Raw genomic sequence first — 24,017 nt, 5'->3', positions numbered from 1 at the left:
GCGATTGTTTTTGGCGAAATTCTCTATTCACATATAACGAAAGTGCTTGTTTCATCACAATACACAGGTCAAACCCGAGCTATCGGTTGCTCCGGTGACTGTCGGTTATGGTGAAGCCTGTGAAGTTACGAGCATTAAGATTGCAGGAGGTGAAGAACGGAAAAAAACATTAAGCGAAATTCCGTGGATTTCACGTTGAGACAGTAAGAGTGAGATCTCCGATTGCATCAATAATGAAAAAGGGGGCTTGAAATGGATCTTGCAAGTTTTGCAGAGAATTTTGTCTATCTTCTGTTCAAATTGAGAGAGGAAGACCGAAGCCTTTCGGAAAGGGCTATCGAGTACTTATGGACCAACATGTTGCTCAGAAAGAACTCGTTTCGAGAGAACTACTTCGATGTCTTCGAAGAATTCGCTCTCTTCGGCAAGAGCGGAATTGAAAGGGCAGTGCTGATAGAGAAGGCCTTGAAGGAGATAATCAGCAGGTATCCCCGGTTCAGATTCATCGAATATGAAGGCAGGTACGTGTGGATCTTCAGCGAAGGGCCCGAGCTGCTTCAGAAGACATGTGCTTACGCCGACTCGTTCGTGGATAGACTTGCGATGGTGGATATATTCAAAAAAAGTGGCTCTCTGTACGAGGCTTTGCTCTCGGTATCCATGGAATCCGACTTGCTTGAAGGAGATTCGGCGGCGCCCCCGCAGGTCATCGATTCAATGGTCGAATTGCTGGATGTCCATCATGGAATGAGCATATACGATCCTGCAACGGGCTTCGGCAGGATCCTTTACGGCATCTTCAAGAACAATACCCTCGAAAACCTCGAATACGCCGGCCTGGAGGCAGACCCGTACAGACACAGGATCGGAAAGATGGCTTTGATTCTACTCGGATTGAATGCCGTGAATCTGAAGCAGGGAGACCCGCTGGCCAGGCCGGAAGACGGTTCACTCCTGTCGAATTCTCAGTACGACAGGGTGATACTCGAGCCGCCATCCAGCGAGAAGCTTCTCTCTTTCAGAATCAAGACCGGGTATGTGACAAGAGACAATCTGGAGGTATCCAAGGTTCCTGGAAGCCAGTGGAGCTACATTAAACACGGAATCGAATGTCTGAAGCCAACGGGGAAAATGGTAAGCCTTATCGAGACAATAGCACTTGAAGACCCGGTCCGTGAGATAGTCGACAACGACTGGCTGGAGGCAGTAATAGAGCTTCCCGTCGGCAAGGGCAACTTTCTTCGAAGAGAGACAAGCATTCTCCTAATAAACAAATCCAAACCTGATCAAAGAAGGGGAAAAGTGCTGCTTGTGGTTCCCGAATCGGAAAAGCAGATCGACTGGTTCGACATACGGAACCCGATCGATTGGCCATCGAGACTTACAGAGCAGTACAGGGAATGGGTCTCACGGCCGAATCGAAGCGGCATAGTCTCGATTCAGACGATTGCGGCAAACGGATACACCCTGAGACCGCGAGATTACGCGATATCTGCAGGTTTGCCCGGGAGAAAGGAAGTAAGTTATGAAGAACTTATCAACGCCCCGATGATCGAGCTTAAAGAGATTGGTGAGTTCATTACCGGCGGGAATCCAGAGAGGGTCGGTTACGACCGTGAGAACGGCATGAATTCGGAGACACCGCTTCATGGGGATGAAGAATCGGGCAGGATCTATCTTCTGGAGAGAGTGGCGACCGATTCGGAAGGCGTCATAGATTTGTACCGCTCGACGAGGCATAGCAGGACTCAGTTGGAGGTCGCAGAATCCAGGACCCTGAGAAAGTCTGACATTGTTATCTGTGTTGGTCCTGGAGCTGAGGGTGTAGGTATTCTCGGAGATATCCTTGACGATGAGACGGTGATTCTTTCGAGAGAGCACGTAGCTCTGAGAGTAAGGGAAGAGTATGATCCTCTTGAAGTCTTGAGAGTCCTGCGTAGCGACTACGGAAGGCATCTGATCCGCGAGGCAAAGGCAGCCATCTTCTTGAGTGGCATGGGGATTGACGCATTGGAAGAGATCAGGATACCGGATATCGTCAGAAAGAAGTGATGACGTGGCGAAGACTCTTTCCTCGACACGTCCGCTAAACTTGGGGAGAGTCGATCGGCCCCAAACGTGACAGCTCTAGTATTGTGAGACTGTTCGTGATCTACTAGGGGCCGTCTCTTTCGGGCAAGAGAGACGAGTCAACGGATTCATCCGTCAATTATGTAAGTATTTCGTAATGAATAGATGATTATTATAGATATAACGCCGTAACTTACGGGCATGAACTTTGCTGTATAATTAACTTAGTTGTTCTAGACAATTCGAATCTACAGGATGTGAATTCACTCCGTTACTCAAGAACCGTTTAATCGAGGTCTCCAAGGTAGATCATACCCTATCGAAATCAGGTACTTGTGTCGAAGCAGAAACCACGGACACCTTAGTATCCTTAAGTCGACTTTCAGAATCCAAATCCCACACGAACATTTCTGTTCGCCGTTGTATCCAGCCGGTGCTGTCTTTCTTGTAGCTTTTTTGAGCATCGGACAGTCCGAACAGCAATATCACTCAGCTCCGCAGAATATCGAGCCAGCAGACTTTCTCTCGTTTCCGATCCAGTGACAATCCCATTGTGCGGTTGTAGTGAGGTCAGAGAAGATAATCGACCCGTTTATCGGGCAGCGATTGCGATCGCGAAAAATCATGAGGAGGAGTGGTCAGTTTGATGACGGAACTACCGTCAATGGAAATGCCGGAATGGATCAGAAACCCAGGGGAGTTCGACATAAGAAACATACTGCAGGACTCTCTCTGCTACCTTGCCAGCGGCCTTCACGGCCATTTTGTTAAATGCTACATGGGAAACGCTTACAGCTTCGTGTACATCGACTACTACATAAGCCGAGAAGATCTGTTGCAGGATATGGCCGAGTACGGGTTCAAAGGTTACAGAGTGATCCGACAAGAATCGATAGACCCCTATAGACTCCACCCGGGTGGATGGGACGCGCTTACGTGGTATTACCGCGAGGACGATCCGCGAGGAGAGAGGCGGTTCGATCGCTTCCGTGGAGACCGCGAAAGAGGTTACTTCGCAGGATATCGAGGCATTCTGAATACTTCGTGGAAGAAGGTTTTGCCCGCCGAGGGAGACGGAAACCCTAACTCGTGGCGTGAGATCCAGAAGGAGCCCTTCGCCGAATGGTTCATCCTCGAGAGGACTGAGGAGTACGACGAGACGCACAACCCGAAACGCTTTTCCTTCTTCTTTCTCAATACCGAGGCTGTTGCTGCCTACCAGGCGCTTTACCTGGAAAACCGGATCACTCCGAAGATCCTCGTAGTTCCGCAGCACGGCTTCGGCATGAACTGGACAGAATTCGGTCACAGAGAGCAGATCCTCGCCAGAACGATATTCTACCCCAACAATCCCCTGCCCGAATACATCGTCGGCATGGCCGGTTTTTATGAACCCTGGCCGGAATACACGAACAGGGTGAAGAAGTACCGTAGCAGGTATAGCGGCTTCATTACCGTCTGGAGGTACTCGGGAGATCCCGCAAGGCTCAATCCACCTGTTTCCGAGCAGAGAGGGAACCACCAGCAGGAAACATCTGAAAACGATCTCGTCTTTGTCGAGAACGGCGAGTTCGAGATGAGCGAGGTATGGGAGGGAGAAAACGGAAAAGAGCGGAAGACCCTCTATGTGATACTTACCTATGATTTCTATATCGGCAAATACACCGTCACGTGTCAGGAGTACTCGAGGTTCTGCAGGGAAACGGGCGCAGAAGAATTCATAGATAGATACTTCCCGAATGTCAGAAAGCCGGCCGTTCGTGTTAACTGGTTCGAAGCCATCGCTTACTGCAACTGGTTGAGCGAAAAGGAAGGCCTGCCCCCGGCGTATGATGAATTGGGAAAGTTGCTTGATTGCGACGGCTCACACACGACCGACTTAAGAAGAGTCGCCGGCTACAGGTTGCCGACCGAGGCCGAATGGGAATACGCGGCCAGGGGAGGGAACAAGAGCAGAGATTATATCTTCGCCGGAAGTAACGACGTCGATGAGGTCGCCTGGTATATTGAAAACTCATCCGACAGAACTCGAGAGGTCGGGTTGAAGAGCCCGAACGAACTCGGGCTTTACGATATGTCCGGCAACGTCTGGGAACTGTGCAGCGACAACAGCGACAGATACTCGGAGGGACTGGAAATAAACCCGTATGGGGAAACAGATCAATGGAAGGTTCTTCGTGGCGGAAGCGCAGTTGACCATCCTTTAACAGTGGCAGTTTCGTTCCGCAACATCTGTGTAGTAACTGCAGACTCGATGATCGGCTTCCGCATAGCGAAAACAGTGCTGGTCGACGAGGGAGAGCAATGATGGACTTTCCGGGCAGCGTGCAGAACTTCATCTATCTTCTTTCCAAACTCGGTCAACAAAACAAGATGCTCTCGGAAAAGGCGATCGAATACTTCTGGAGCTCCCTTTTGTTGAAGAAACTATCACAGAACGTACAATTCAGTGACGTCTTCTGGAGGTTCGTGTTCTTCGGAAAGAGCGGGAAAGAGAGAGCCGATCTCATGGAGAGCGCGATATCCGAGCTAATCGTCGAGCATCCGGAATTTGCTTTCATGGACTTCAAAGGAGAATTGAGCGGGGCGTTCAGAGAAGACTCGCCCCTCTTCCACAGAACCTGCGCTTACGCCGACGGCATGATCGACGGACTCTCCATTAGGGACATAGGTCTTTTGATAGGCCCCTTCTACACGGGAATGTTCTCATTTGCGATCGACTCCAATCTTCTCTATTCTGACATGATAGTGCCGATGGAAATACTGGATATGATGGTCGATCTGCTCGAAATCGAACCGGGAATGACCGTTTACGACCCCGCTTTCGGTTACGGACGGGCCTTCTACACAATCTTCAGGAGAGAAGGCTTCGACTACACTTCCTTCGCCGGACTTGAAATCGACCCTAGGAAATGGCGACTCACAAAGATTATCCTTTCCCTTGTCGGGGTCGACGTCTCGAAGCTCGTAAGGGGCGATTCCCTCGTGAAGCCAACGAAAGAGACTCTTTATGTGGAAGAGCAGTACGACAGGGTGATTATAGAGCCGCCCACGGGCGAGCGCATGGTATTGCAGGAGCTGAAGACTGATTTCTTCCTCCGACATATTCTAAATATCTCGTCCGGTCTCATAAGCCAGTGGAACTTCATTAACCATGGAATGCGCTCGATGAAGGATGACGGCAAGCTCGTGACGCTGATTACGAGAGGAGAACTGAGAGAAGGAAAGAAGGAAATCATAGACAATGACTGGCTTGAAGCCGTAATACAACTACCCCTTGGAGCCGTCCACGGCGGGAACGACGACTGCTGTTTGATGGTCCTGAACAAGGCGAAGCCCGTCGGCAAGAAAGGACAGGTCTTCATGTCGGTATCCAAGAGCGACGGCAGAGAGCCTTTCTGCTTCGAAGTGAGGGAGGAGAATCTTCTGCTTGATTCAGTCATGAGAAACTTCATGGACTGGAAAGGCGAAAGCGGAGTATGCGCGCTGATCCAGATCGATACGATAAAAAACAGCGGCTATTCCCTGGTGCCTGGCGACTACTCGATAATCCCCGTGAAGAAAGACCAACTGCCCGAAGATTACGAAATCTTCCTGACTTCCCCGACCGTCGAGCTGGATTCCATCGGTGAGTTCCTCCAATCGCATCGGTACTTGCGGAAGTCGAAGAATGCCGAACTTCCCGAAGGTCATGAGCCAGATGAAAAAGAGTATAAAGGCAAGGTCTACAAGTACCCTCGTCTGAAAGTCGATGAAAAGGGCATAGTTCAGCTGGTCTCTCTCAAGGAGTATGCCGGAGAACTCACAAAAGCAGCCGAGAAATCCCTTCTACGAAAGAACGACATCATCTTCAACAGAAGAGACGACATAACGACCATAGGACTGGTAACCGACATCCCTTCAGACGCGTCGATACTGTCCTCAGGCAATCACATAGTCTTTAGAATCGCCGGCGAATACGATCCTGTAAAGGTCTTCAACATTCTAAGGAGCGACTACGGCCAGTTTCTCATTAGAGAAGCCACAAAGCACCTTTTCATGGAGTTTCTGCCCTTGCATGCAATTCAGGCCATGAGGCTTCCGGTCGAGGCAATCAAGGCCGACAGACCTGGACAGAGCGGATCGCAGGACAAAAGAATTTCGACAGACGAAGGGAGTGATTCCGATGTTTGAAGAAGTGACGAAGGCCGAAATGCCCGAATGGATAAAGAATCCCGCGGAATTCGACATTCATGACGTGTTGAAAGACTCTCTGTATTACCCGGCCTGCGGCCACGACGGCCATCCGGTCGAGTACTTTATGGGAAATGTCCATAGCTTCGTATATGTCGACTACTCCATAAGCAGGGAGAACTTGCTCGAAGAGATCGCCAACAAGGGATTCAGGGGATACAGAGTTATTCACCAGCTTCCAATAAGTGAGAGCCAGCTGGCGCCGAACGGCTGGAGGATCAGGGTCACCCCGGACCGTGCCGAATACCACCACCCCGACCATTACTCGGATGTTTTCGAGAAGCCCTTCGCCGAATGGTTCATATTCGAGAGGACCGAAGAGTACGGCGAAGACCATAATCCGTCCAGGTTCTCGCTGCTTTTCATATGCGCAGACGGCGCCGCGGCTTATCAGGCGCTTTATCTAGAGAACAGGATAGCTCCTAAGATCCTGGCCATAATCCAGCCGGGCGAAGCCTTCGGCTGCAACTGGACCGACTTCACCAGAAGATGGCAGATAATGGCCCGGTCTGTCTTCTACGGGACCAACCCTCTGCCCGAATATGTCATAAACGGAGGCATAGGCCGCAGCGAATTCTACAGAGCACCCATCTGGCCGGAATACTCCGAGTTTGTCAAGAAATTCAACATAGGTGCAAAGTACTTCAGGATCTGGAAGAGATCGGTACGGGAGGGCAAAGACTTTTCTTAAGGGGTTTGGAGAGAATACTTGTATCTATTTATTTGGAGCTTTGCGAGGCTGTTTAGCTACCATAAACTCCTAAAGGCTCATCTTACTGTTGGACCCTAAATGAATTATTAATATTCTACATATTCCCTAGCCTTCAGAACCCCAGATTTTTACAGTTGAATCCTCACCGCCCGAGGCAATGTATCTGTTGTCAGGGCTTATAGCTACCGAGTTTACACTACCGTTGTGCGCCTTTATAGATTTGATGATTCTGCCATTCTCTATATCCCAGATTTTCACTGTCTTGTCCCAAGCACCAGAAACCAGATACCTGTCATCTGTGCTCACCGCAAATGAGACAATTCTATCCCTATGGCGGTCGGTCATAGTCTTAAGTTTCTTTCCTGTCTTTGCATCCCACAGATCGATTGTCCCATTTATATTTCCAACGACCAAGTAACGTCCGTTTGACGTCATTGTCAATGAGAGAGCGTTCCCCACTCTGTTCTTCAGAGTCATGACTCTCTTTCCAGATCCAATCTCCCACAAGGATATTGGATGCTCCTCAGAGCACATAAAACACTTCTTGCTGTCGGGAGTCGGTACAGATATGAATCCAAGTGGGTGTCCTTCGGGAAAAACTCGAAGGATATCCAGAGAGGCAGCGTCCACAATGCGGGTTTCCCAAGTGCCTGCGATAATATATTCCTCATTCCTTGTAATGCCAATCGAGAATATAGGCACATATGATTCATCCGGGCTCCATCTTTTCACCTCTTTGCCACTGACGATATCTCGAATGATCATTGAACCATCAATTGAAGAGGAAATAATGCGCTTGCCATCGTCTAGAAGGACTATGCCGGTTACGAATCCTTTGTGGGCGTTTACTTCCAGCACTTTTTGCCAGCTATCGACGGTTCTGACAATTACTCTACCATCGTAAAGCCCGTATACAAGATGGCTACTATCCGACGAAAACTTAACAACAGTAGGACTCACATAAGAACTTCGGTTATCTAGGTATGACGAAGTCTCGTCGAATTCACCACTGTCTTCAGTTTCTATCTCTTCTATAGGAAGTTCTACGTTCGAATAAATGAGAGTGCCTATCTTAGAAATTCCGTTCTGCGACCTTGCAGACAAACAAGCACCTCCACCGTAAGTATTTTCGGTTAAGGGTTTGGTATGCTTTCAATGGCTTGATCTATAGTGTCTTTTCTAGGAGTCACACCTTCTCTCAAGCCCGAACACGTCCAGCCTTCTCAAGAAGAGTTTCGCATGAATCAACGACATCATATTTGACTGAATCGTTGCTTATAGCTTTGAAATGTGCTCTTGCACAGTTGATTTTCAGATTCTCTATATCTCTTAGCTGCAGCAAGAAGAGTGATCCCTTTGTCTCAGCCACAAAGTAGATGTGCTTAACCTTCCCGTCGTTGAAGGCGATAGCCCAATCGGGATTATACTTACCTACCGGTGTGTTTATATAGAACCCTCCCGGGAGCTTCACGTAAACAGCCACTTCATTTTGCGTGTCCAGTTTCTCAGCGAAGTTCTTCTCGTTCTCCGAATCGTAGATCAGGTAATCGTATAGGTGTTTGTTTGTCTGAACGGCGTTCTTTCCGAGCTTTCCCTTGAGAGATGAAGCAGTGAAGATATCCATCGAATAAGCTTCCTGGAGTTTATTGTAGGTTATGTGCTCGATTATAACCGTTGCCTTCTGTTCGTTTATGATATTCGACACCCTTATGATGAACTCTTCTGGGTTCTGTCGGAAGAGAGAGAATTTATCTTCTCTTATTCCCGTAAGAATAGATGCAACATCGCTTCTAGTCAGTCCTGTTTCAGTAACGACCTTTCCGATGAGGTCATACTTTACCTGTGTGCTTACAGAGGGTTCTGCAACGATATTCTCAGCATGGACGTTAGCAAAGGCCTCTCCTGCCTCCAGGGCTTCTCTTCCCTTTATTTCTCCCATCTCTCCCTGTTCAACTCTGTAATATATCTGGGAAACGTTCAGGCTATTGTTTATTGCTTCTATGGAGTTTTTAACGAGTTCATCAGTATCAAAATTCACAACATAAGCCGACTTTAAGTTTATTCTTTTCCACAGTTCCTTGAACTCATCCATTTTGAGCTTTTTTTCATTGACTTTGGGTTCTACGTTGTTGCTTCGAGCGTCCTCCGGGGCAAGTGCTTTCGGGTCATAAACGGAACTCACTATGTTTATGATATCTGCCTTGTAGGGCTTCAGTTCTTCTGAGACTACGAATTTACCAGAGTTAACATCCTCATGGTATTTCTCGGTTGGCAAATTGTTTTCATCTATGTAGTCGTTCCTTACCATCACTTGATAAATCTTAGTTGCGGTAGTTTGATCAATTTCCAGTTTCTTTGTCCCGGTACTGTCGGTGACAACTCTATTCACAAACAGCTCCGCTGTCACTTCCTTTGGCCTATAAGCAACAACCTCTGCGATTTCAGTCTGCAGCTGCTCTACGAAGCTATTGTAGCTCTCATTGGCAACTACCGTAAGTATATTTACGTTATGGACATTGCTCCCGAGAGAGTTGCTGTCCATTCTCTCTCCATCGCCGTTCACACATAATCTAAGGCCTCGACCTACTTCCTGGCGCTTTCGGATATCTGAACTGCTCTGTTTGAGTGTGCAAATCTGAAAGACGTTTGGATTGTCCCAGCCTTCGCGAAGTGCAGAGTGAGAAAAGATGAACCTAACGGGTTCGTCTAGACTGAGGAGTCTTTCTTTGTCCTTCATTATGAGGTCGTAAGCATCTGAGTCATCTGAGATATCCGTGTCTTCATCTATGATATGATTATTTCCCCTGTCAATAGAGAAGTAGCCAGCGTGGGTTTCTTCAGCAGCAATACCTTTCAGATAATTTCTATAATCCTCTTCGACGAATTCCCGCTGCAAATTATCGAAAGCGGCTTTGTACTCCTCTTCGAATATACGCACATACTCTCCGTTGGAGGCTATTCCAGCATCATACTGCTTATACTTGGCTACTTTGTCTATGAAGAATAGCGACAATACTTTTATTCCTTCTCTGAAGAGTTTCCGCTCCCTTTCTAGATGGGATTTTATCGTTTCTCTTATCTGTATCCGTCTTAAGTCATTTTCGTTATGCTGTCCAACTACCTGTCCGGCAGCTATTTCAACACCGTTTGTGAACTTGACCGTGTTAGCAAGGGCGTTGATTTCGGACACTGTATAGCCACGGTATTCTTCAAGATCTCCTGATTGTTCATACAGTTTGTACCCTTTAACAACATTTCTCGAGACCTTTCTCACTTCGCTTTTTCGTTTTACTTCGAACTCGAGTGTTGCGGTTGGATCTTCGTTAGGGAACACGTTTATCTTCTCCAGATATAAATAACCCTCTGTACCGGTGGTGCCGGAGACTGTGATGCCCTTTACGGAAATCTTCTTGACTAGCTTCTTGTTGTAGGCTTCCATAGCGTCGAGCCGATAAATCAGGTTATACTCCTTCTTGTGCGTTGCCGAGTATCGCAGAGTCATAAGGGGATTGAAGTCTTTGAGTCTCTCGGCGGTTGCGGCACCCTCAACGGATTGAGGTTCATCAATTATAAGAATGGGGTTCGTGGCGGCAATTACATCAATTGGTCGACGGGAGCGGAAGCTATCAAGTTTCATCGTAATGCGTCTTGCCGCTTCACCTCTTGCATTGAAGGCCTGCGAGTTGATTATCATGACGTTTATTGCGCTATCGCTCGCGAAGTGCTCGATTCTTGTCAGGTCGCTCGAATTGTAGATGAAGTAGCGTATCTTCTTGTTGTATTCTTCTACAAAGTGTTCTTTTGTAATCTCGAAGGATTTGAATACACCTTCTCTAATAGCCACCGAAGGCACGACAACGATGAACTTGCACCAACCGTATCTCTTGTTCAGCTCGTAGATCGTCTTTATATACGTGTAGGTTTTACCAACACCGGTTTCCATTTCGATCGTGAGGTTGTAATGGCCTTCTAACTTTGAAGACGGCTGTATTTGATTCCTCTTCTGAACTTCTCTGAGGTTCCTTAGAATCACTTCGTTGGATATGATGATTTTTCCGTTATTGTACCCTGTGTAATCTTGCTCGGCAAACATTGCTCTCTGTATATCGGTTGTAACGCCGCTATCTACTATATAAGTTGGAGAGGAAAACGGTTGCCCGGCGAAGACATCACATACTGCCATCGCGGCATTTTCCTGAAACTTCTGGTGCTTGAATTTAAGCTTCAAACCCCGTCACCACCCTATATGACCTTAACTGATGTATTCGGAGCGAGGAGCTTGAAGATTTCCTCTACGTTTATTTTGTCGGAGCTGCCTGCAAATGAGCTGTCCCTGAAGACCGCTCTTAGCGGCTGCCGGTTTGCGATTTCCCTGATAACTGTTTCAGAAATGCTTTTAGCGAAGCACGCAATGAGAGAGTCGTTATCCACTATGTGAATCTTTACGCCCTCAATCTCTTCTATTTCGTGCTTAAGCGATAGAGGAAGACCCCACTCGAGAAGAACACCGTAAAGCAGGTCCAGATCAGTTCTGTCCTCTTTTATGTTTGAAATCTGATCGGTGAGAAGATTCTGAGTGTACTCGGAAGCAGCGTAGTAGATATCTTTCATGTTCGTTTTATCGACCTTAAGAACCCTGAATCCTATATCCCCAGGTTTCTTCGGTTCTTCTCCCAGCCTAAGTTGCCTGTTGCCTTCCTGAATCTCTTCGTTTATCTGATCTCCAGCGCGGCGAATTCTTTCCTTGCCGATCTCACAGATGTTCTTGTACCCTGCCTTAAACGCTTTGCTCTTCTCGTCACAGGGCTCGGGAAGCTGAACCATAATGAATTTTCGGTTGCCTCCGTCTTCTGAATTGAGCTGCATTACAGCATGGGCTGTAGTAGCTGAACCGGAGAAGAAGTCCATCACCAATGATGAGTTTTCGGTAGTTAAGAAGGACAAGTACCTTATCAACTCCATCGGCTTTGAATAACTGAAAAGAGAACCTAATCCAAGTTTCTCCATATACTTTGAGGCCTGAGTACTAGAAAAATCGCTGACGATTCCAGTCGGGCGTTGAGTTCTATTGATAGTGATTCCGTTATTATCGCATTTCAGATACTGTTTAGTGTAAACAGTCCAGATGTTTTTCCTATCTTTACGAATTACAACAAAATCACTTTCAAGCCCCCATTTCAATTTATCCTCTGACCATCTCCAACAAGCTTTTCGTCCACCATTGTTATCTGCGGGCTTTATGAAACTGCCTTCAGGAGTCTCTATGGGATAATCAAGACTCTGAGAATATTGAATCGTCCCCATTGCCAATTTTTGAAGGTAGAATGGGCCTCTTTCATTATAATGTTCATCTTTCATTTTGTACCTATCTCTGTTTGAAATTTCATTTCCGTTTATTGTAACTTTTTCTTTGTTTTTGCCATAACAAAGTACATACTCATGTTTGATTCTAAAGAGTTTGCTATCCGAACTACCCCCACCCTCCTTGTTTAGCCAAATGAGCTGAGTAATGAAATTCGACTCGCCAAATATCTCATCGCATATTTTTCTTAGATCCTGGACTTCATTATCATCTATGCTGATAAATATCACACCGTTTTCTGTGAGCAAACTTCGAGCAAGTTTTAGTCTTGGATACATCATGCTGCACCAATTACTGTGGAACCTGCCTTCTGTCTCTTTGTTTTGAAAGAGGCGGTTTCCCACTTCGTCGTACATCCCGAGTTGTTCTTCGTAATCCTTTTTGTCCATCATAAACTTGTCTCTGTATATGAAGTCCTTCCCTGTGTTATAAGGCGGATCTATATAGATCATCTTCACGCTGTTCAGGTAGCTCTCTTGCAGAAGTTTCAGCACATCGAGGTTATCGCCTTCAATGTATAAGTTCTCTGTTGTCTCCCAGTTCTTGCTTTCTTCGATGCATGGTCGGAGAGTCTTTCTTATTGGAGTGTTCGCCTCGACGATAGAGTCCTTCTTTCCTACCCAGGTGAAATCGTAGCTCTCTTCACCATCTACTACATCTCCAGAGAGTTCCTGTTTAAGGAGTTCGAAGTTGATTCCCTTCTTCAGTTTCCCGTTTTCATCCTTAATCTCGGTTATAATGTTGGGAAAGAGTTCACCTATACGTGCGATATTCTCTTGTGTAAGATCAGCTGTTTCTTGTTTCATCTTATCCATCGCGATACCCCCGTTTATTTCAGATAATCTTTGAGTTTCTCCTTTGCTTTTCTCAGTTCTTGATTGAATTTCACCTTGAGGTTGAACTGCTTTTCCTTTCTGATCCTATTCTCCAGCTTCGTTATATATGCCTCCAGACTGCCTATCTCTTTGGCTATCATCACCGCATCTCGTATATCCTCTGCCTTTTCCAGGTTGAGATCATCGCCGGCAATCTGGGAAATGAAATTCTCGTATATCCTGTCGAGATCGAGGCCTTCTATGTTAAGAGGCAGTTTCTCGTAATCGATCCAGTCGGTACGGTAATAGCTATCTACTTTGAACTTATCTTCTCTACTCTTACTCTCTTCTTTGTAGCTGATCATTAGTTGAGCCCGGCCTTCATATCTCAAGACAAATACCAGATGATATGGAATCTCGCGATCAATGGTGGCAATCAGGTTGTCACTTACCTGCTGTTCTTTCAAATTAACCTCAAAGACTTCTATCTCCGTTACTCTTGTTCCAGGGCTTACATTCAGTGTTTCCGGAGAGAGTTTGTGAGTCCAGTAGACTGACTCTATCTCTGTCACGAATTGCTTTTCTATACGACTGGATATGCTGAGGTTCTCGTAGAATTTCTTCTTTGGCACCCACTTGTTAAATACAGTACTTGGCGGGAAATCAAGCACCTATCTCACCACCACGAAACAGATCAGTTCGAAATCATCCAACCCGGTGATATTAGTCTTCAGCGCAGTTGTTCCTCCTGCCTTGAAGAGGCTGTCAAGCGCGTTGTCTGTGGTCACATCTATTATCGAGGCTATTGTCTCCTGAAGCAAATCCGAGTATTTACGCATATCTCTGCCGTCACGCGTTTCTACATTGAATTCATGGCACAGTTCCATTATCGGTTCATTCTTTCCCCTGCAGAGAAGTCTCAAGAGATCGAGCGTTTTCTTCGGCTCAAGATGATTGGACATGACCTCGCCATTTTGAGAGATATAAACCATGTAGAAGGGATGGAGCCTGTTCTGGTTCTTAGCGTTGACTCCGTTGTTCAGATTCTTCAAGACGTATATCACACCTGGAGGTAGCTCATCTCCATTTGAGGGGACTATTGTGTGCAAACCAAAGGGGGTCCTTTCTACCTCTGGATTATCTTTGATGTACCCTATAAGGTCCATCCGGAACTCGTTCAGTCCCAGATCCATTATTGAGACACCGCTTGTCATTTCCTCTATATCCACCACTTCGTGCTGCAACCTTTCGAGCTGCTGCCTCCTGTACTCGAGATCGCCTTTGTCATCATCTATCGGATTGTCGTCTCCTGTGGAAGTCATGACGGAGATTTTCATTCTCGTCTCGACTCTTGCCTTGAGGTTTATATAGTCATCCAGGTCAATGTCAGGCCAGAAATTCACCAGCTGAATCACGTCGTTCTTACTTCCGATACGGTCGATTCGGCCGAATCTCTGAATTATGCGCACAGGATTCCAGTGGATGTCGTAGTTTATTAAGTAGTCGCAGTCCTGTAAGTTCTGACCCTCAGATATACAGTCCGTGGCAATTAACATGTCGATTTCGGCACTTTGATTAGGCATTATGAGATGTTTCTCTTTCGAAAGGGGGGAGAAGCAAGTAAGGACCGTGTTCAAATCGTTGCGAAGCTTTGGAATAGTTGTCTTGCTGCCACCGCTGCCCGTCACCATAGCGGAATCCATTCCATAGTCCATCTTCAGCAGTCTGCTAACCTGCTTATAGAGATATTCGACAGTATCAGCGAAGGCTGAAAAGACTATGATCTTCTTGTTGTTTGGGTTTATGGGGTTCGCCAGCTTATTCCGTATTGTGTTCATCAGAACATCTAATTTCTCATCGTGCTCCGGCGTTATCGGTTCGATGCCGCAAAGGAGTTCTTCAAGCACAATACGATCCTGCTCTAAGTCGTCGAGCCAGGTTTTGTAATCCATGTCTTCAAGGTTTATCTTCACTATCTTTCCGAAGGTGAACACATCTGTGTTCTGATCGTCCATATCGAAATCCGAATCTGAAAGATCCTTCAATGTTATGGCTTGTTTCGGATCGAAGTTTCTTACCTGTTCAATCGTATTGTCTATTAACTCAAGGATGCGTTGTAGCGTCAATCGGAAAGCGTAGACGGAACTCTCAAGACGTTTCAGGAGGTTTATCCTCATGAGTATCAGGATTCCATATTCTCTATCGGATTGCTTGAAACGAACATTACCCATATCTGATCCGTATAGACGCTCATACTTAGCCACTCTACTTGGAAGGATGAAATATGAGGGAGTGTAGATGCTGAGATTGAGAGATGACAGGTACTCATATATGTCGTTGTAGTCTATTACATTCGGAAGATCGGTCAAACCGCAGCGAATAGATATCGGTTTGTTCCTCTTGGGAAAGGGACCGATATCTTTTGTATCATAATACCTCTGGATGTGTTTCCGGGAGCGGGCTATTGTGACGCTATCCAGCAACTCGAAGAAATCGAAATCAAGCATCTTCAGAAGATTTTCAGTTGTTCTTGCCTCTGGATCATATTCGCTCCATCTGTTGAAGGCGGTCTGAGCCTGTCTAAATATCGTATCCAGAGATGACTGTGTATTCAGCTTCTCATTTAGCTGTTCCTCATCGCCTTCATATGCCAACGCAAGTTGATTTCTGAGATCAGTAAAGCGGTTGTTGACGGGAGTAGCTGAAAGCATAAGCACTTTGGTCTTCACACCCGTCCTTATAACCCTGTTCAGCAGTCTAAAATAACGGTTCTCTTTTTCGCCGCCCTCTCCGTAGGTTCTACCGCCATTTCTGAAGTTGTGTGACTCGTCTATGACTACAAGATCGTAGTTCCCCCAGTTTATCCTGTCTAAAGGGATTCCGTTTGTAGTTCCGCTAGTACGTGAGAGATCCGTATGATAGAGAACATCGTAGCGCAATCGGTCGGAAGCGATCGGATTGTTGAGAAGATTCATCTTGAAAGTGTTCCAGTTGTCATTCAGCTTCTTCGGACAGAGAACAAGAACGGATTTATTCCTGTTCTCATAGTATTTGATTACAGCAAGTGCAGTGAATGTCTTTCCAAGTCCTACACTGTCCGCAAGTATGCAGCCGTTGAACTTCTCCAGCTTGTTTATTATGGACAAAGCTGCATCACGCTGGAAGTTGTAAAGCTTTTTCCATATCGCGCTTTCCTTGAACCCGGTAGCCTCGTTTGGCAATACATCCTCCGAGATGTCTTCAAGGAATTCGCTGAAGATATTGTATAGGGTCACGAAGTAGATGAACTCTGGAGGATTCTCTTTATATACTGCCGTGATATTCTCTATAACGTTTTCTGTTATGTCCTGAAGCTTCTGCTGGTTTCTCCAGACTTCATCGAACAGTTTGAAGTATTCCAAGCTGAATGGAGCTTCAAACCTGTTGACCATGTTATATATGCTTTTCCCCTTTTCGCAGCCGATATCGACCGTTGTGAAGCCATTTACTGGCATGTAAGTGATCTGTTCAGACCCATTCTTGACGTTGATAAAGCCACCCATGCTCTCGTCGGTCACATTGGTTTTGAAAGAGGCCTTTCTTCGTATCCAGTCGGCACATTCTCTCGCTATCGCCTTCTGAGTGAGTTCATTCCTAAGCTTGACTTCGAACTCCGTCCCGTAGAGGCTTTTCTCGCGGTTCAATTGGGGAATATAGAACTCTCGCTTCTCCTTCTTCGTCTTGTCCACCACGAAGGCTGGAGAAGTAAATATGAATCGCAGCTCATCGACACCCTCAAGCTGTTCTTTGAGTACCTGGAAGGCATATATGGAGAAGCATGACGCGGCAATGTCTATCTTGCTCCTGTCGCTAATGGTTGCTGTCAGATCATCCTTAAGAGTCTCTCGAATGTTGTCGATTATTTTCATTTGGTCTCCAGCCCGATATTCTTAGCAGTTACGACAGTTGAAATCGTTTTCGAAGCAATTTCTTGATGAATTTGTAGCCAATAGTATAGCTAGTTTGAGTTTTCCGTTAAATGGTAATCGTCGCAACTATTTCCTACTAAAGATTATAAGCATTGTTACAAAAAAAACCAAATGCAATGGTTTGCGTATCAAAAAACACCGGTAATTTCCGGGGTTTCTGAACGATCACTATGTATGTTCTTTAGATCATCCGACCAGTTTTGGTAGATTTTGTATAAAAAGGTATTCTTAACTATTACTTATGACGTATGCCTATTTCACCAGCACCTTCATTGCCGTCTTCTAAAGGCCTCTGTTCAGGAACATGACGACGAGGTCTATCAAGACATCCAGGATGAAGTCGAAGAATTCTGGATCGATCTTCCATTGTTCATCGGGAAGAGCGTCCTTAATCATCTGCTTCACTTTCTCTTTCTTCTCCGGTCCGTAGCCAGAGGAATATGGTAGGACTGACTGAAGTCAAACAATCTTGAATGAAAAGTCTATCAAGATGAAGATGGCTTGGCCTCTTCTGTTTTCTGCATACTCCAAGTGACAGAAGATAATTAGAACGCTCTGAGTGAACCGGTAACGAAATTATTAAGCTCGATGATCCTTTATGGGAGCATAATACAACTCGATTCAGAAAAGCGGATAAAGTTAATCCGAAATATGGTGGTTGCCAAGCCAGACTGTATGTAATGAGATCCGACAGAAAGAATCATGAATCAAACCTTGAAATCCTCTATTTATAAGGGTTCGGAAGAATGGATAATATCTTGTGCGATCGAGTGGAATGAGGCTTATGCTCACCACCTTATTACGGTGAAGTGAAGTGCTGTTGATTCTGGCTGAGCATGGAACGTAATTAGCCTTTCGTGGGAAAGAATGTAAGTACTCGACCATGTAAAAAGCAAATGGAATTTCACTTGATTTGAAGTGCCGATATGGGAGGGGAGGGGCAGTATGTTCTCTAATCGTTTTAACTCCGCCCTTCGACCTCCCATGTGACACAGTAATTCTTACTCCACTGCTATGTTTATCGCAAAAGTCTGTATTGGATGGACGCTTTCCCAGGGGCGCCTGAGGGAGAATATGACAACCGTCTCGCCGGGTTGTTGGGCTTCGAATACCCACTGGACGTTATAGGGAGCTCCCACGAGTGCGGAATCGTCAAGGAACTTCCTTTCGAATATCGAGCCCTCGTAGATCAGCGAAACGACGTTTGGATTGGTTATCTTTACGTCCCAGATATAGCCTGTGGATCCGTTTTCCTGGAGTTCCATGGTCGCTATCTCTCCTACAGAGAGGGTGTTCATGGAGGTTCGAAGACCCTTCACATCGAGCTGGGAGGAATTCCAGAGCAGCGATGTCACGAGCATGTTTGCACGAATTCTCTGATTGTTTCTTCGAAGCTTCCGTCGCGCTTCATTTCGTCGAGAGTCTTCTGGAAGCTCAGAATCATACCGAAGTTCGTTCCCTTCGAAGCTGCGATGTAGAAGTAGTTTGTTTGAAGCTCAATAAGGGCTTCGAGGTCGTCCATGGAGTAGCCTGCGTTCTTGACCAGCTCGCCGACAGTGAGGTCGGTAAAGACTGCCAAATCCGTTTCGCCTTCAACAAGCTGTACGACGGTGTCGAGAGGATCGAAAGAGCTAACGAGGTTCTCAAAGCCCATTTCCTTCAGGAGCTGTTCGGTCCACCAGTTCGTCGTCGTACCTATGGCCTCGACTGTCTTTGCGGATTCGAGGTCTGTGGCCGGGGCGACGGTATCTTTTCGGCCGTAGAGGTAAGCGGTGTTCTTTCCTACCGGCCCGATCCACTCGAAGTTTTCCTTTCTCTGCTCGGTCTGGTCCATGCTGAAGAGGAAGACGTTCGGCAGATTCGAGGCCAGTTCATAGCCGATGGACCATGGGACGATCAGGATCTCGCCAGACATATCGTTTCTCCGTAGGATCTCCTTTACCATTTCGGTTACGAAGCCAGTCGGTTCTCCGTCTTTGCCCCTGAAGGTTACCGGCGGGTACTCTTCGGTCAGGAAGGTGTAGATGCCGGAAACGGGCTGACCGACGACCCATTCTTCGTAGAGCTTGGAGAAGGAGCCGGATCTCTTGAGACTATCGAGAGCCTTCTGAAATTCGCTCACGATTTCTGAGGGGACGTCCTTCGAGAAACCGAGGTATGTCATGTCAAGGTCGATCGCGACTGTCGACACGGGACAATAAGAGGCTTGTTCCCTTTTGAGAAGCTCCTGGAGGACCGCCGAGTTGAAGGGCGCGAGGTCGATCTCTCCGTCAAGAAGGGCTTCGAGCAACGACCCTTCGTCTTCAAAAACGATAAGGTTGTCGAATCCCTGCTCCTCTAACAGTTTGTGGGAATAGTATTCGCTTACCACACCTACGGAATTTGCGTTTCTAGCATCCTCGAGTGATTTGAATTCACCTGAGAGCTCCTCCCTCGTGTAGAGGTAAGTATTCGTTATGGCAACGGGGCCTGCCCACTGATAAAGAGCTTTCCTCTGTGTCGTGAAGACAAGAGAGGGAAGGCAGTATCTTCCCTCGCCCTGGAGCATCTCGAGGGCTTCGTCGAATTTGACGGGCCTCATCTCGATATCGATGCCGGTTTCGCTTTCCAGCGATCCGACCAGATCGACGAGGAAGCCTTTCAGATGGCCTTCCTCAAGGTAACTGAAGGGATCGTAATCGGGATTTACGAGGAAGGTAATGGGCTGGGCCAGGGTAACAGACGCAAGAAAAAGAACAATGATAATAGAAAAGACGGCTTTCTTGGAAATAGTAGATTTCATTCTTACACCTCCAATTGAGTGTGTGGTGATTCCTATTCTAGACGATAAATCCTGTTTCACAAGTAACAATCAATACTGGCAAAGCCGAATGGCAAGTGATCGTCTCATTTGGAAAGTCTATGGAAGAAGCTTCTGTTCGGGATGTTTGTCGGAGTCTTCCGGAGATTAGTGAAAGGGGATTTCGTGGTGATATAATATATATGCAATAAACATATATAAAGAAGAAGGAGATGTTTATGTTGCCTTGGGTTAGAGAAGATATGTGCACCGGATGTGGATTGTGTATCAAAGCCTGTCCGGTCGAAGGAGCTATCGTAATGAAGGCGGGCAAGGCATATATCAACAACGCGCTTTGCACCAAATGTGGCAGGTGTTTCAGTGCTTGCCCCGTAAATGCCATAAGGCCGAACTCCGAGAGTCCCTCTCTTAGATCGGGTAGAGGTGGAGGAATGGGTCTCAGACGCGGAGGCGGACAGGGAAAGGGAATGGGAAGACAAGGAGGAAGATAGCCAAACAATACAGTTGGGGAAGTGATTCGTTTGAGCCATGTATACGGAGTGGTGCCTTCAAGAAGACTTGGCAGATCTCTAGGGGTCTGTACGATACCGTTCAAGACATGTAATTACTCGTGCATTTACTGCCAGCTTGGCAGAACGACTAACATGACCAATACCAGGCAGACCTTCTATCCTCCGGAGGAAATCTTAAATGAGGCTAGAAGCTTCATAGAGAAATACGGCAAGGATTCTTTCGATGTGGTGACAGTTGTTGGAGAAGGTGAACCGACTCTGTACAAGCCGTTGGATTCAATTGTAAACGGGCTAAGAGAACTGACAGATAAGCCGCTTGTGCTAATCACAAATGGCTCGCTTCTATATGAGAGGGCATTGAGAGAAGAGATACTTGACTTCGATATTGTCATGCCGACCCTCGATGCTATTGATAAGGAGAGTTTCAGGAAAATAAACAGACCTTTTGGAAAGCTAAGGTACGAAAGAGTTTACAATGGTTTGCTCGAATTCTCGAAGGAATTCAAAGGGGAAATCTGGCTGGAAGTAATGCTCGTAAAAGATTACAACGACAGCGACAGATTTCTGGGAGAACTGAAGAATAGGATCGAGCTGCTTGGCCCGGCAAGAGTGTACATAAATGTTCCTGCCAGACCACCGGCAGAAGAAAATGTAGAAATACCTGAAGAAGAGACGCTAAGATATGCTCGTGCCCTTCTGAAGGCGGAGAGCATCGAGAACCTTCCAGTCAGCAGTTTCACTACCTCCGAGAAGAAAGCGTTGGATGCAGTGATCGAGATCATCAAGCGCCACCCGATGTCGGAAAATGACATAAAGAGTTCCGTGGAGTCGCAGTTCAATGCGGAGTCGGTCGTAGATCTTCTGAAGAGACTTAGCAGGAATCCGAACGTCGAGAAGAACTCATATCGCGGGAAGGATTTTTACAGATACATTCTTGCAGGAAGACGATCAGGAGGATGAAGAGATGGGAAAGTTGATCGCAATCGGAACAAATGACGGTTTCAAATTGAACGACGACCACTTCGGGCAGTCAAGGTACTACGATGTTTACGAGATCGCCGAAGACAAATGTGCCGTCAAGTTGGAAGCAAGGCCTAATCCCTATTTCGAGAATCACAGGCATGCGGAACTCGACGAGATTCTCCAGGTCATCGGTGACTGCCCTGTATGGATAGGGTCAGCCATGGGAGAGCGATCGCTGAAGAGACTCGCCGAGATGAATTACGAGCCTGTGATTTTGGAGCCCATGACGATCGATGAGGCATTGAAGGCGTATCTTAATGAGCTGTGAAAAGATGGCAAGCATTAGGAAATTAGCTGCGTGAGTTCGTCCTTCTAGACAGTAAAGTTGTCTGTCAGCGGTCCACCGTTCTCTGAGAAGAGCAGTTGCAAGTTGTCTGTTCCAAGTTGCAAGTTCTAGGCGCGAAGAAGAATGAAAAATTAGACAGAATGCCGACTTCGTCGGGAAGTGATGCGCCGAAAAGCATCGGCGGACGCAATGCCCGCTTCGCGGGGAAGATCTTCAAAGCCAGTCTGCTAACGCAGGCCAAGCCATTCTTTGCGAGGTATGCAATAACGTCCATCCTGCAAGCCCCCAGAGTCTTCTCTAAATAGCGATATCTGTCAAATTAGTCAATTTTCATTTGCCAAAAATGCGTTTGTCGATGGAAACTGTTTGTCTCAAATCGTTGTGTGCTAAATTAGCACATTCTATATTTTATAGTGATAAAATATCACTTGGGGAGGTGTAACCATGACTCAGCTGAAAGAGTTCCGAGTGAAGAGCGGTCTTTCTCAGGAAGAGGCTGCAATAAAGCTAGGTATAGAAAGGACTTCTCTATCGAAAATGGAAAATGGGAAACAGAATATTGATCCTGTCCTCCTTTTCAAGATGGCTAAGCTATACAACTCTTTGCCAGAAAAGCTCCTGGGAATAGAAGAGAAGAAAGAGTTCTCTCTTTCATTCAGAGATGGAAGCAATATAGATGCTGAAAGCAAGAGGGTACTCGAAAAGATTGAGAAGATCGTACGAAGCATAATTCATCTTGAAGGAGAAAAGGGATGAGAACAGTTAGGGAGATCGAAGCGATAGCGCTGAAGGCCCGTAAACGACTTGGACTTCTTTCCGGTGGTTTTCATGAAACGCAGTTGAGGAAGCGGCTTGAAGATAGTGGGTTCTTCCTCTTCTACTACCCGTTTGGAGAGAACGGGATCTCTGGTGCAGTATTCAACAGCGATAGTGTAAAAGTGCTGGTGATAAATTCATCAAAATCAATTGGCAGGCAGAATTTCACAGTTGCCCACGAACTTGGGCACATATTTCTTCATAATATTGAGAATATGGTTGAATTTCCTGGCGATGAATCTTCAAACAAGGAAAAGGAGGCGGACAGATTTGCATCGTTCTTCCTTATGCCTTCCGATGATGTCAGCGCGATCGTTCAAACGGACGGTGGAATTGTTTTCGATGCTGTGGAGGCTATGGAGATCTCTCAAATGTTCAGGATGAGTTATTCTGGAACACTGGCGAGATTGAAGGAGATATTCGGGGACAGCTCCATTCCAAGCTTATTATGGCAGAAGAAACCGCTTCAACTGGCAGAGATGCTCAATATGGACAAGAGGCTCTATGAACCAACCAATGAGAAATACTGGTCGACGAACAAATACGTTTCAGCCGCTTACAAAGCGCTTGAGAAAGAAACAATCAGTTTCAGCAAGTTTTTGGAGCTAATGAGAGAAATCGGTCTTGACGGTTATGAAGTACTGGATAACATGAGGGAGACGGATTAGTGTTTGTTCTTGACAATACGGTTCTCGCGAATTTCGCTGCAATAGATAGAATAAATACTTTGGAATCAATTTTGAGCAATAGAGCAGTTATTCCTTTTCACGTGGTTCATGAATTCCATAATAGCGGTAAGTTTTCGGGAATGGTTCTTAGTATTCCATTTGTGCAAATCGTGGACAGAGACCTGGAGTTGTTCGAAAATTCCATCACGAGTCTGGGCTTCTCTGGGCTCGGAAAGGGAGAACTTTCCTGCATCTTCATTGTTAGTGTTGCTGAGTTGGCCGATGCGATACTTACCGACGACAATCTGGCAAGAAAGTACTGCGAAAAATACAACATTGAATTTCACGTGTCTACGTGCTTGCTCTTGGTATCAAAAGGCGATTGCTTTCCCTCGAAAATGCCGAGGCCCTTCTATCAGATATGAAACACTCGGGTTATTGGTTGAAGGACAGAATTACTGTGCAGACGGCTCTGGAAATTCTGGAAGACCAATAAGGTTAGCAATTCAAGTGAACAAGAAGTCTGCCTTGCATTAGTTGTTCTAAAGAAAAGCCTTCTTCACCTTACCAAGACTCAGTACGTCTCTATTCCAAATTCCGTCATCTGAATTTAATTCAGCATACTTCTTCTTTGTCGGCGAACGGAGAACCGCTCAACAGTGAGCCGGCCTCGCTTTGTTCTTGGTGAGTAGCCCAGGGGGATTTCATCCCCAGGCTCTCTCAGAACCGGACTTGAACCTCTCGATTCATCC

Annotated in this window: 18 protein-coding genes; 10 read left to right on the top strand and 8 right to left on the bottom strand. The window is 46.4% G+C overall.

Annotation, left to right across the window (positions count from 1 at the left end):
* The first annotated feature begins 252 nt into the window (after positions 1-252).
* The 4 genes from B3K42_RS05300 to B3K42_RS05285 all read left to right on the top strand — a co-directional run bounded on the left by B3K42_RS05300 (position 253) and on the right by B3K42_RS05285 (position 6,994).
* Entirely contained in the window at positions 253-2,052 is a 1,800-nt protein-coding gene (locus B3K42_RS05300) for an HsdM family class I SAM-dependent methyltransferase (protein ID WP_110990870.1), read from the top strand.
* A 664-nt stretch (positions 2,053-2,716) separates the two neighbouring features.
* Positions 2,717-4,378 (top strand): formylglycine-generating enzyme family protein, encoded by a 1,662-nt coding sequence (locus B3K42_RS05295; RefSeq protein WP_292597328.1) that lies wholly within the window; start codon positions 2,717-2,719, stop codon positions 4,376-4,378.
* The gene (locus B3K42_RS05290; protein WP_110990871.1) at positions 4,375-6,243 is read left to right on the top strand and encodes an HsdM family class I SAM-dependent methyltransferase; all 1,869 of its coding nucleotides are present in this window, start codon (positions 4,375-4,377) and stop codon (positions 6,241-6,243) included. Before B3K42_RS05295 ends, B3K42_RS05290 begins: the two co-directional genes overlap by 4 nt.
* The gene (locus B3K42_RS05285; RefSeq protein ID WP_110990872.1) at positions 6,236-6,994 is read left to right on the top strand and encodes a hypothetical protein; all 759 of its coding nucleotides are present in this window, start codon (positions 6,236-6,238) and stop codon (positions 6,992-6,994) included. Before B3K42_RS05290 ends, B3K42_RS05285 begins: the two co-directional genes overlap by 8 nt.
* Before the next feature lie 126 nt (positions 6,995-7,120).
* On the opposite strand, the gene B3K42_RS05280 is transcribed toward B3K42_RS05285, so the two are convergent.
* The 8 genes from B3K42_RS05280 to B3K42_RS05245 all read right to left on the bottom strand — a co-directional run bounded on the left by B3K42_RS05280 (position 7,121) and on the right by B3K42_RS05245 (position 19,942).
* The gene (locus B3K42_RS05280) at positions 7,121-8,119 is read right to left on the bottom strand and encodes a WD40 repeat domain-containing protein (RefSeq protein ID WP_110990873.1); all 999 of its coding nucleotides are present in this window, start codon (positions 8,117-8,119) and stop codon (positions 7,121-7,123) included.
* A 94-nt stretch (positions 8,120-8,213) separates the two neighbouring features.
* Positions 8,214-11,243, bottom strand: coding sequence for a type III restriction-modification system endonuclease (locus B3K42_RS05275; RefSeq protein WP_110990874.1), 3,030 nt, complete (start codon positions 11,241-11,243; stop codon positions 8,214-8,216).
* Positions 11,244-11,257: 14 nt separating this feature from the next.
* Positions 11,258-13,192, bottom strand: coding sequence for a site-specific DNA-methyltransferase (locus B3K42_RS05270; RefSeq protein WP_110990875.1), 1,935 nt, complete (start codon positions 13,190-13,192; stop codon positions 11,258-11,260).
* Positions 13,193-13,206: 14 nt separating this feature from the next.
* Positions 13,207-13,863 (bottom strand): DUF4391 domain-containing protein, encoded by a 657-nt coding sequence (locus tag B3K42_RS05265; protein ID WP_110990876.1) that lies wholly within the window; start codon positions 13,861-13,863, stop codon positions 13,207-13,209.
* Positions 13,864-17,100 (bottom strand): helicase-related protein, encoded by a 3,237-nt coding sequence (locus B3K42_RS05260; RefSeq protein ID WP_110990877.1) that lies wholly within the window; start codon positions 17,098-17,100, stop codon positions 13,864-13,866.
* A 342-nt stretch (positions 17,101-17,442) separates the two neighbouring features.
* Positions 17,443-17,565: a hypothetical protein gene (locus B3K42_RS05255; RefSeq protein WP_258367364.1), complete on the bottom strand. Its 123-nt coding sequence runs from the start codon at positions 17,563-17,565 to the stop codon at positions 17,443-17,445.
* A 596-nt stretch (positions 17,566-18,161) separates the two neighbouring features.
* Positions 18,162-18,521, bottom strand: coding sequence for a protease inhibitor I42 family protein (locus tag B3K42_RS05250; RefSeq protein WP_292597321.1), 360 nt, complete (start codon positions 18,519-18,521; stop codon positions 18,162-18,164).
* Positions 18,512-19,942: a substrate-binding periplasmic protein gene (locus B3K42_RS05245; protein WP_258367366.1), complete on the bottom strand. Its 1,431-nt coding sequence runs from the start codon at positions 19,940-19,942 to the stop codon at positions 18,512-18,514. The genes B3K42_RS05250 and B3K42_RS05245 overlap by 10 nt, the downstream gene beginning before the upstream one ends.
* Positions 19,943-20,178: 236 nt before the next feature.
* On the opposite strand from B3K42_RS05245, the gene B3K42_RS05240 reads away from it, so the two are divergent.
* The 6 genes from B3K42_RS05240 to B3K42_RS05215 all read left to right on the top strand — a co-directional run bounded on the left by B3K42_RS05240 (position 20,179) and on the right by B3K42_RS05215 (position 23,690).
* Positions 20,179-20,451, top strand: a complete 273-nt coding sequence (locus tag B3K42_RS05240; RefSeq protein ID WP_258367367.1) for a DUF362 domain-containing protein — start codon at positions 20,179-20,181, stop codon at positions 20,449-20,451.
* 21 nt (positions 20,452-20,472) lie between these two features.
* Entirely contained in the window at positions 20,473-21,432 is a 960-nt protein-coding gene (locus tag B3K42_RS05235; protein WP_110990878.1) for a radical SAM protein, read from the top strand.
* 4 nt (positions 21,433-21,436) lie between these two features.
* Positions 21,437-21,763, top strand: coding sequence for a NifB/NifX family molybdenum-iron cluster-binding protein (locus tag B3K42_RS05230; protein WP_110990879.1), 327 nt, complete (start codon positions 21,437-21,439; stop codon positions 21,761-21,763).
* 462 nt (positions 21,764-22,225) lie between these two features.
* Positions 22,226-22,537: a helix-turn-helix transcriptional regulator gene (locus B3K42_RS05225; protein WP_110990881.1), complete on the top strand. Its 312-nt coding sequence runs from the start codon at positions 22,226-22,228 to the stop codon at positions 22,535-22,537.
* A complete protein-coding gene (locus B3K42_RS05220) occupies positions 22,534-23,265 on the top strand; it encodes an ImmA/IrrE family metallo-endopeptidase (protein ID WP_110990882.1) in 732 nt (243 codons plus the stop codon). Before B3K42_RS05225 ends, B3K42_RS05220 begins: the two co-directional genes overlap by 4 nt.
* On the top strand, positions 23,265-23,690 hold the full coding sequence (locus tag B3K42_RS05215) for a hypothetical protein (RefSeq protein WP_110990883.1): 426 nt from the start codon (positions 23,265-23,267) through the stop codon (positions 23,688-23,690). The genes B3K42_RS05220 and B3K42_RS05215 overlap by 1 nt, the downstream gene beginning before the upstream one ends.
* Positions 23,691-24,017: the final 327 nt, after the last annotated feature.

Origin of the sequence: Mesotoga sp. UBA6090, assembly GCF_002435945.1 — a bacterium.
Taxonomy (GTDB): Bacteria; Thermotogota; Thermotogae; order Petrotogales; family Kosmotogaceae; genus Mesotoga.
This window is presented reverse-complemented; position numbering and strand designations above follow the sequence as displayed.

Coding starts and splice junctions, on each gene's coding strand:
- B3K42_RS05300 (WP_110990870.1), top strand. CDS start 253: ATGGATCTTGCAAGTTTTGCAGAGAATTTTGTCTATCTTCTGTTCAAA.
- B3K42_RS05295 (WP_292597328.1), top strand. CDS start 2,717: ATGACGGAACTACCGTCAATGGAAATGCCGGAATGGATCAGAAACCCA.
- B3K42_RS05290 (WP_110990871.1), top strand. CDS start 4,375: ATGATGGACTTTCCGGGCAGCGTGCAGAACTTCATCTATCTTCTTTCC.
- B3K42_RS05285 (WP_110990872.1), top strand. CDS start 6,236: ATGTTTGAAGAAGTGACGAAGGCCGAAATGCCCGAATGGATAAAGAAT.
- B3K42_RS05270 (WP_110990875.1), bottom strand. CDS start 13,192: ATGGATAAGATGAAACAAGAAACAGCTGATCTTACACAAGAGAATATC.
- B3K42_RS05260 (WP_110990877.1), bottom strand. CDS start 17,100: ATGAAAATAATCGACAACATTCGAGAGACTCTTAAGGATGATCTGACA.
- B3K42_RS05250 (WP_292597321.1), bottom strand. CDS start 18,521: ATGCTCGTGACATCGCTGCTCTGGAATTCCTCCCAGCTCGATGTGAAG.
- B3K42_RS05245 (WP_258367366.1), bottom strand. CDS start 19,942: ATGAAATCTACTATTTCCAAGAAAGCCGTCTTTTCTATTATCATTGTT.
- B3K42_RS05240 (WP_258367367.1), top strand. CDS start 20,179: ATGTTGCCTTGGGTTAGAGAAGATATGTGCACCGGATGTGGATTGTGT.
- B3K42_RS05230 (WP_110990879.1), top strand. CDS start 21,437: ATGGGAAAGTTGATCGCAATCGGAACAAATGACGGTTTCAAATTGAAC.
- B3K42_RS05225 (WP_110990881.1), top strand. CDS start 22,226: ATGACTCAGCTGAAAGAGTTCCGAGTGAAGAGCGGTCTTTCTCAGGAA.
- B3K42_RS05220 (WP_110990882.1), top strand. CDS start 22,534: ATGAGAACAGTTAGGGAGATCGAAGCGATAGCGCTGAAGGCCCGTAAA.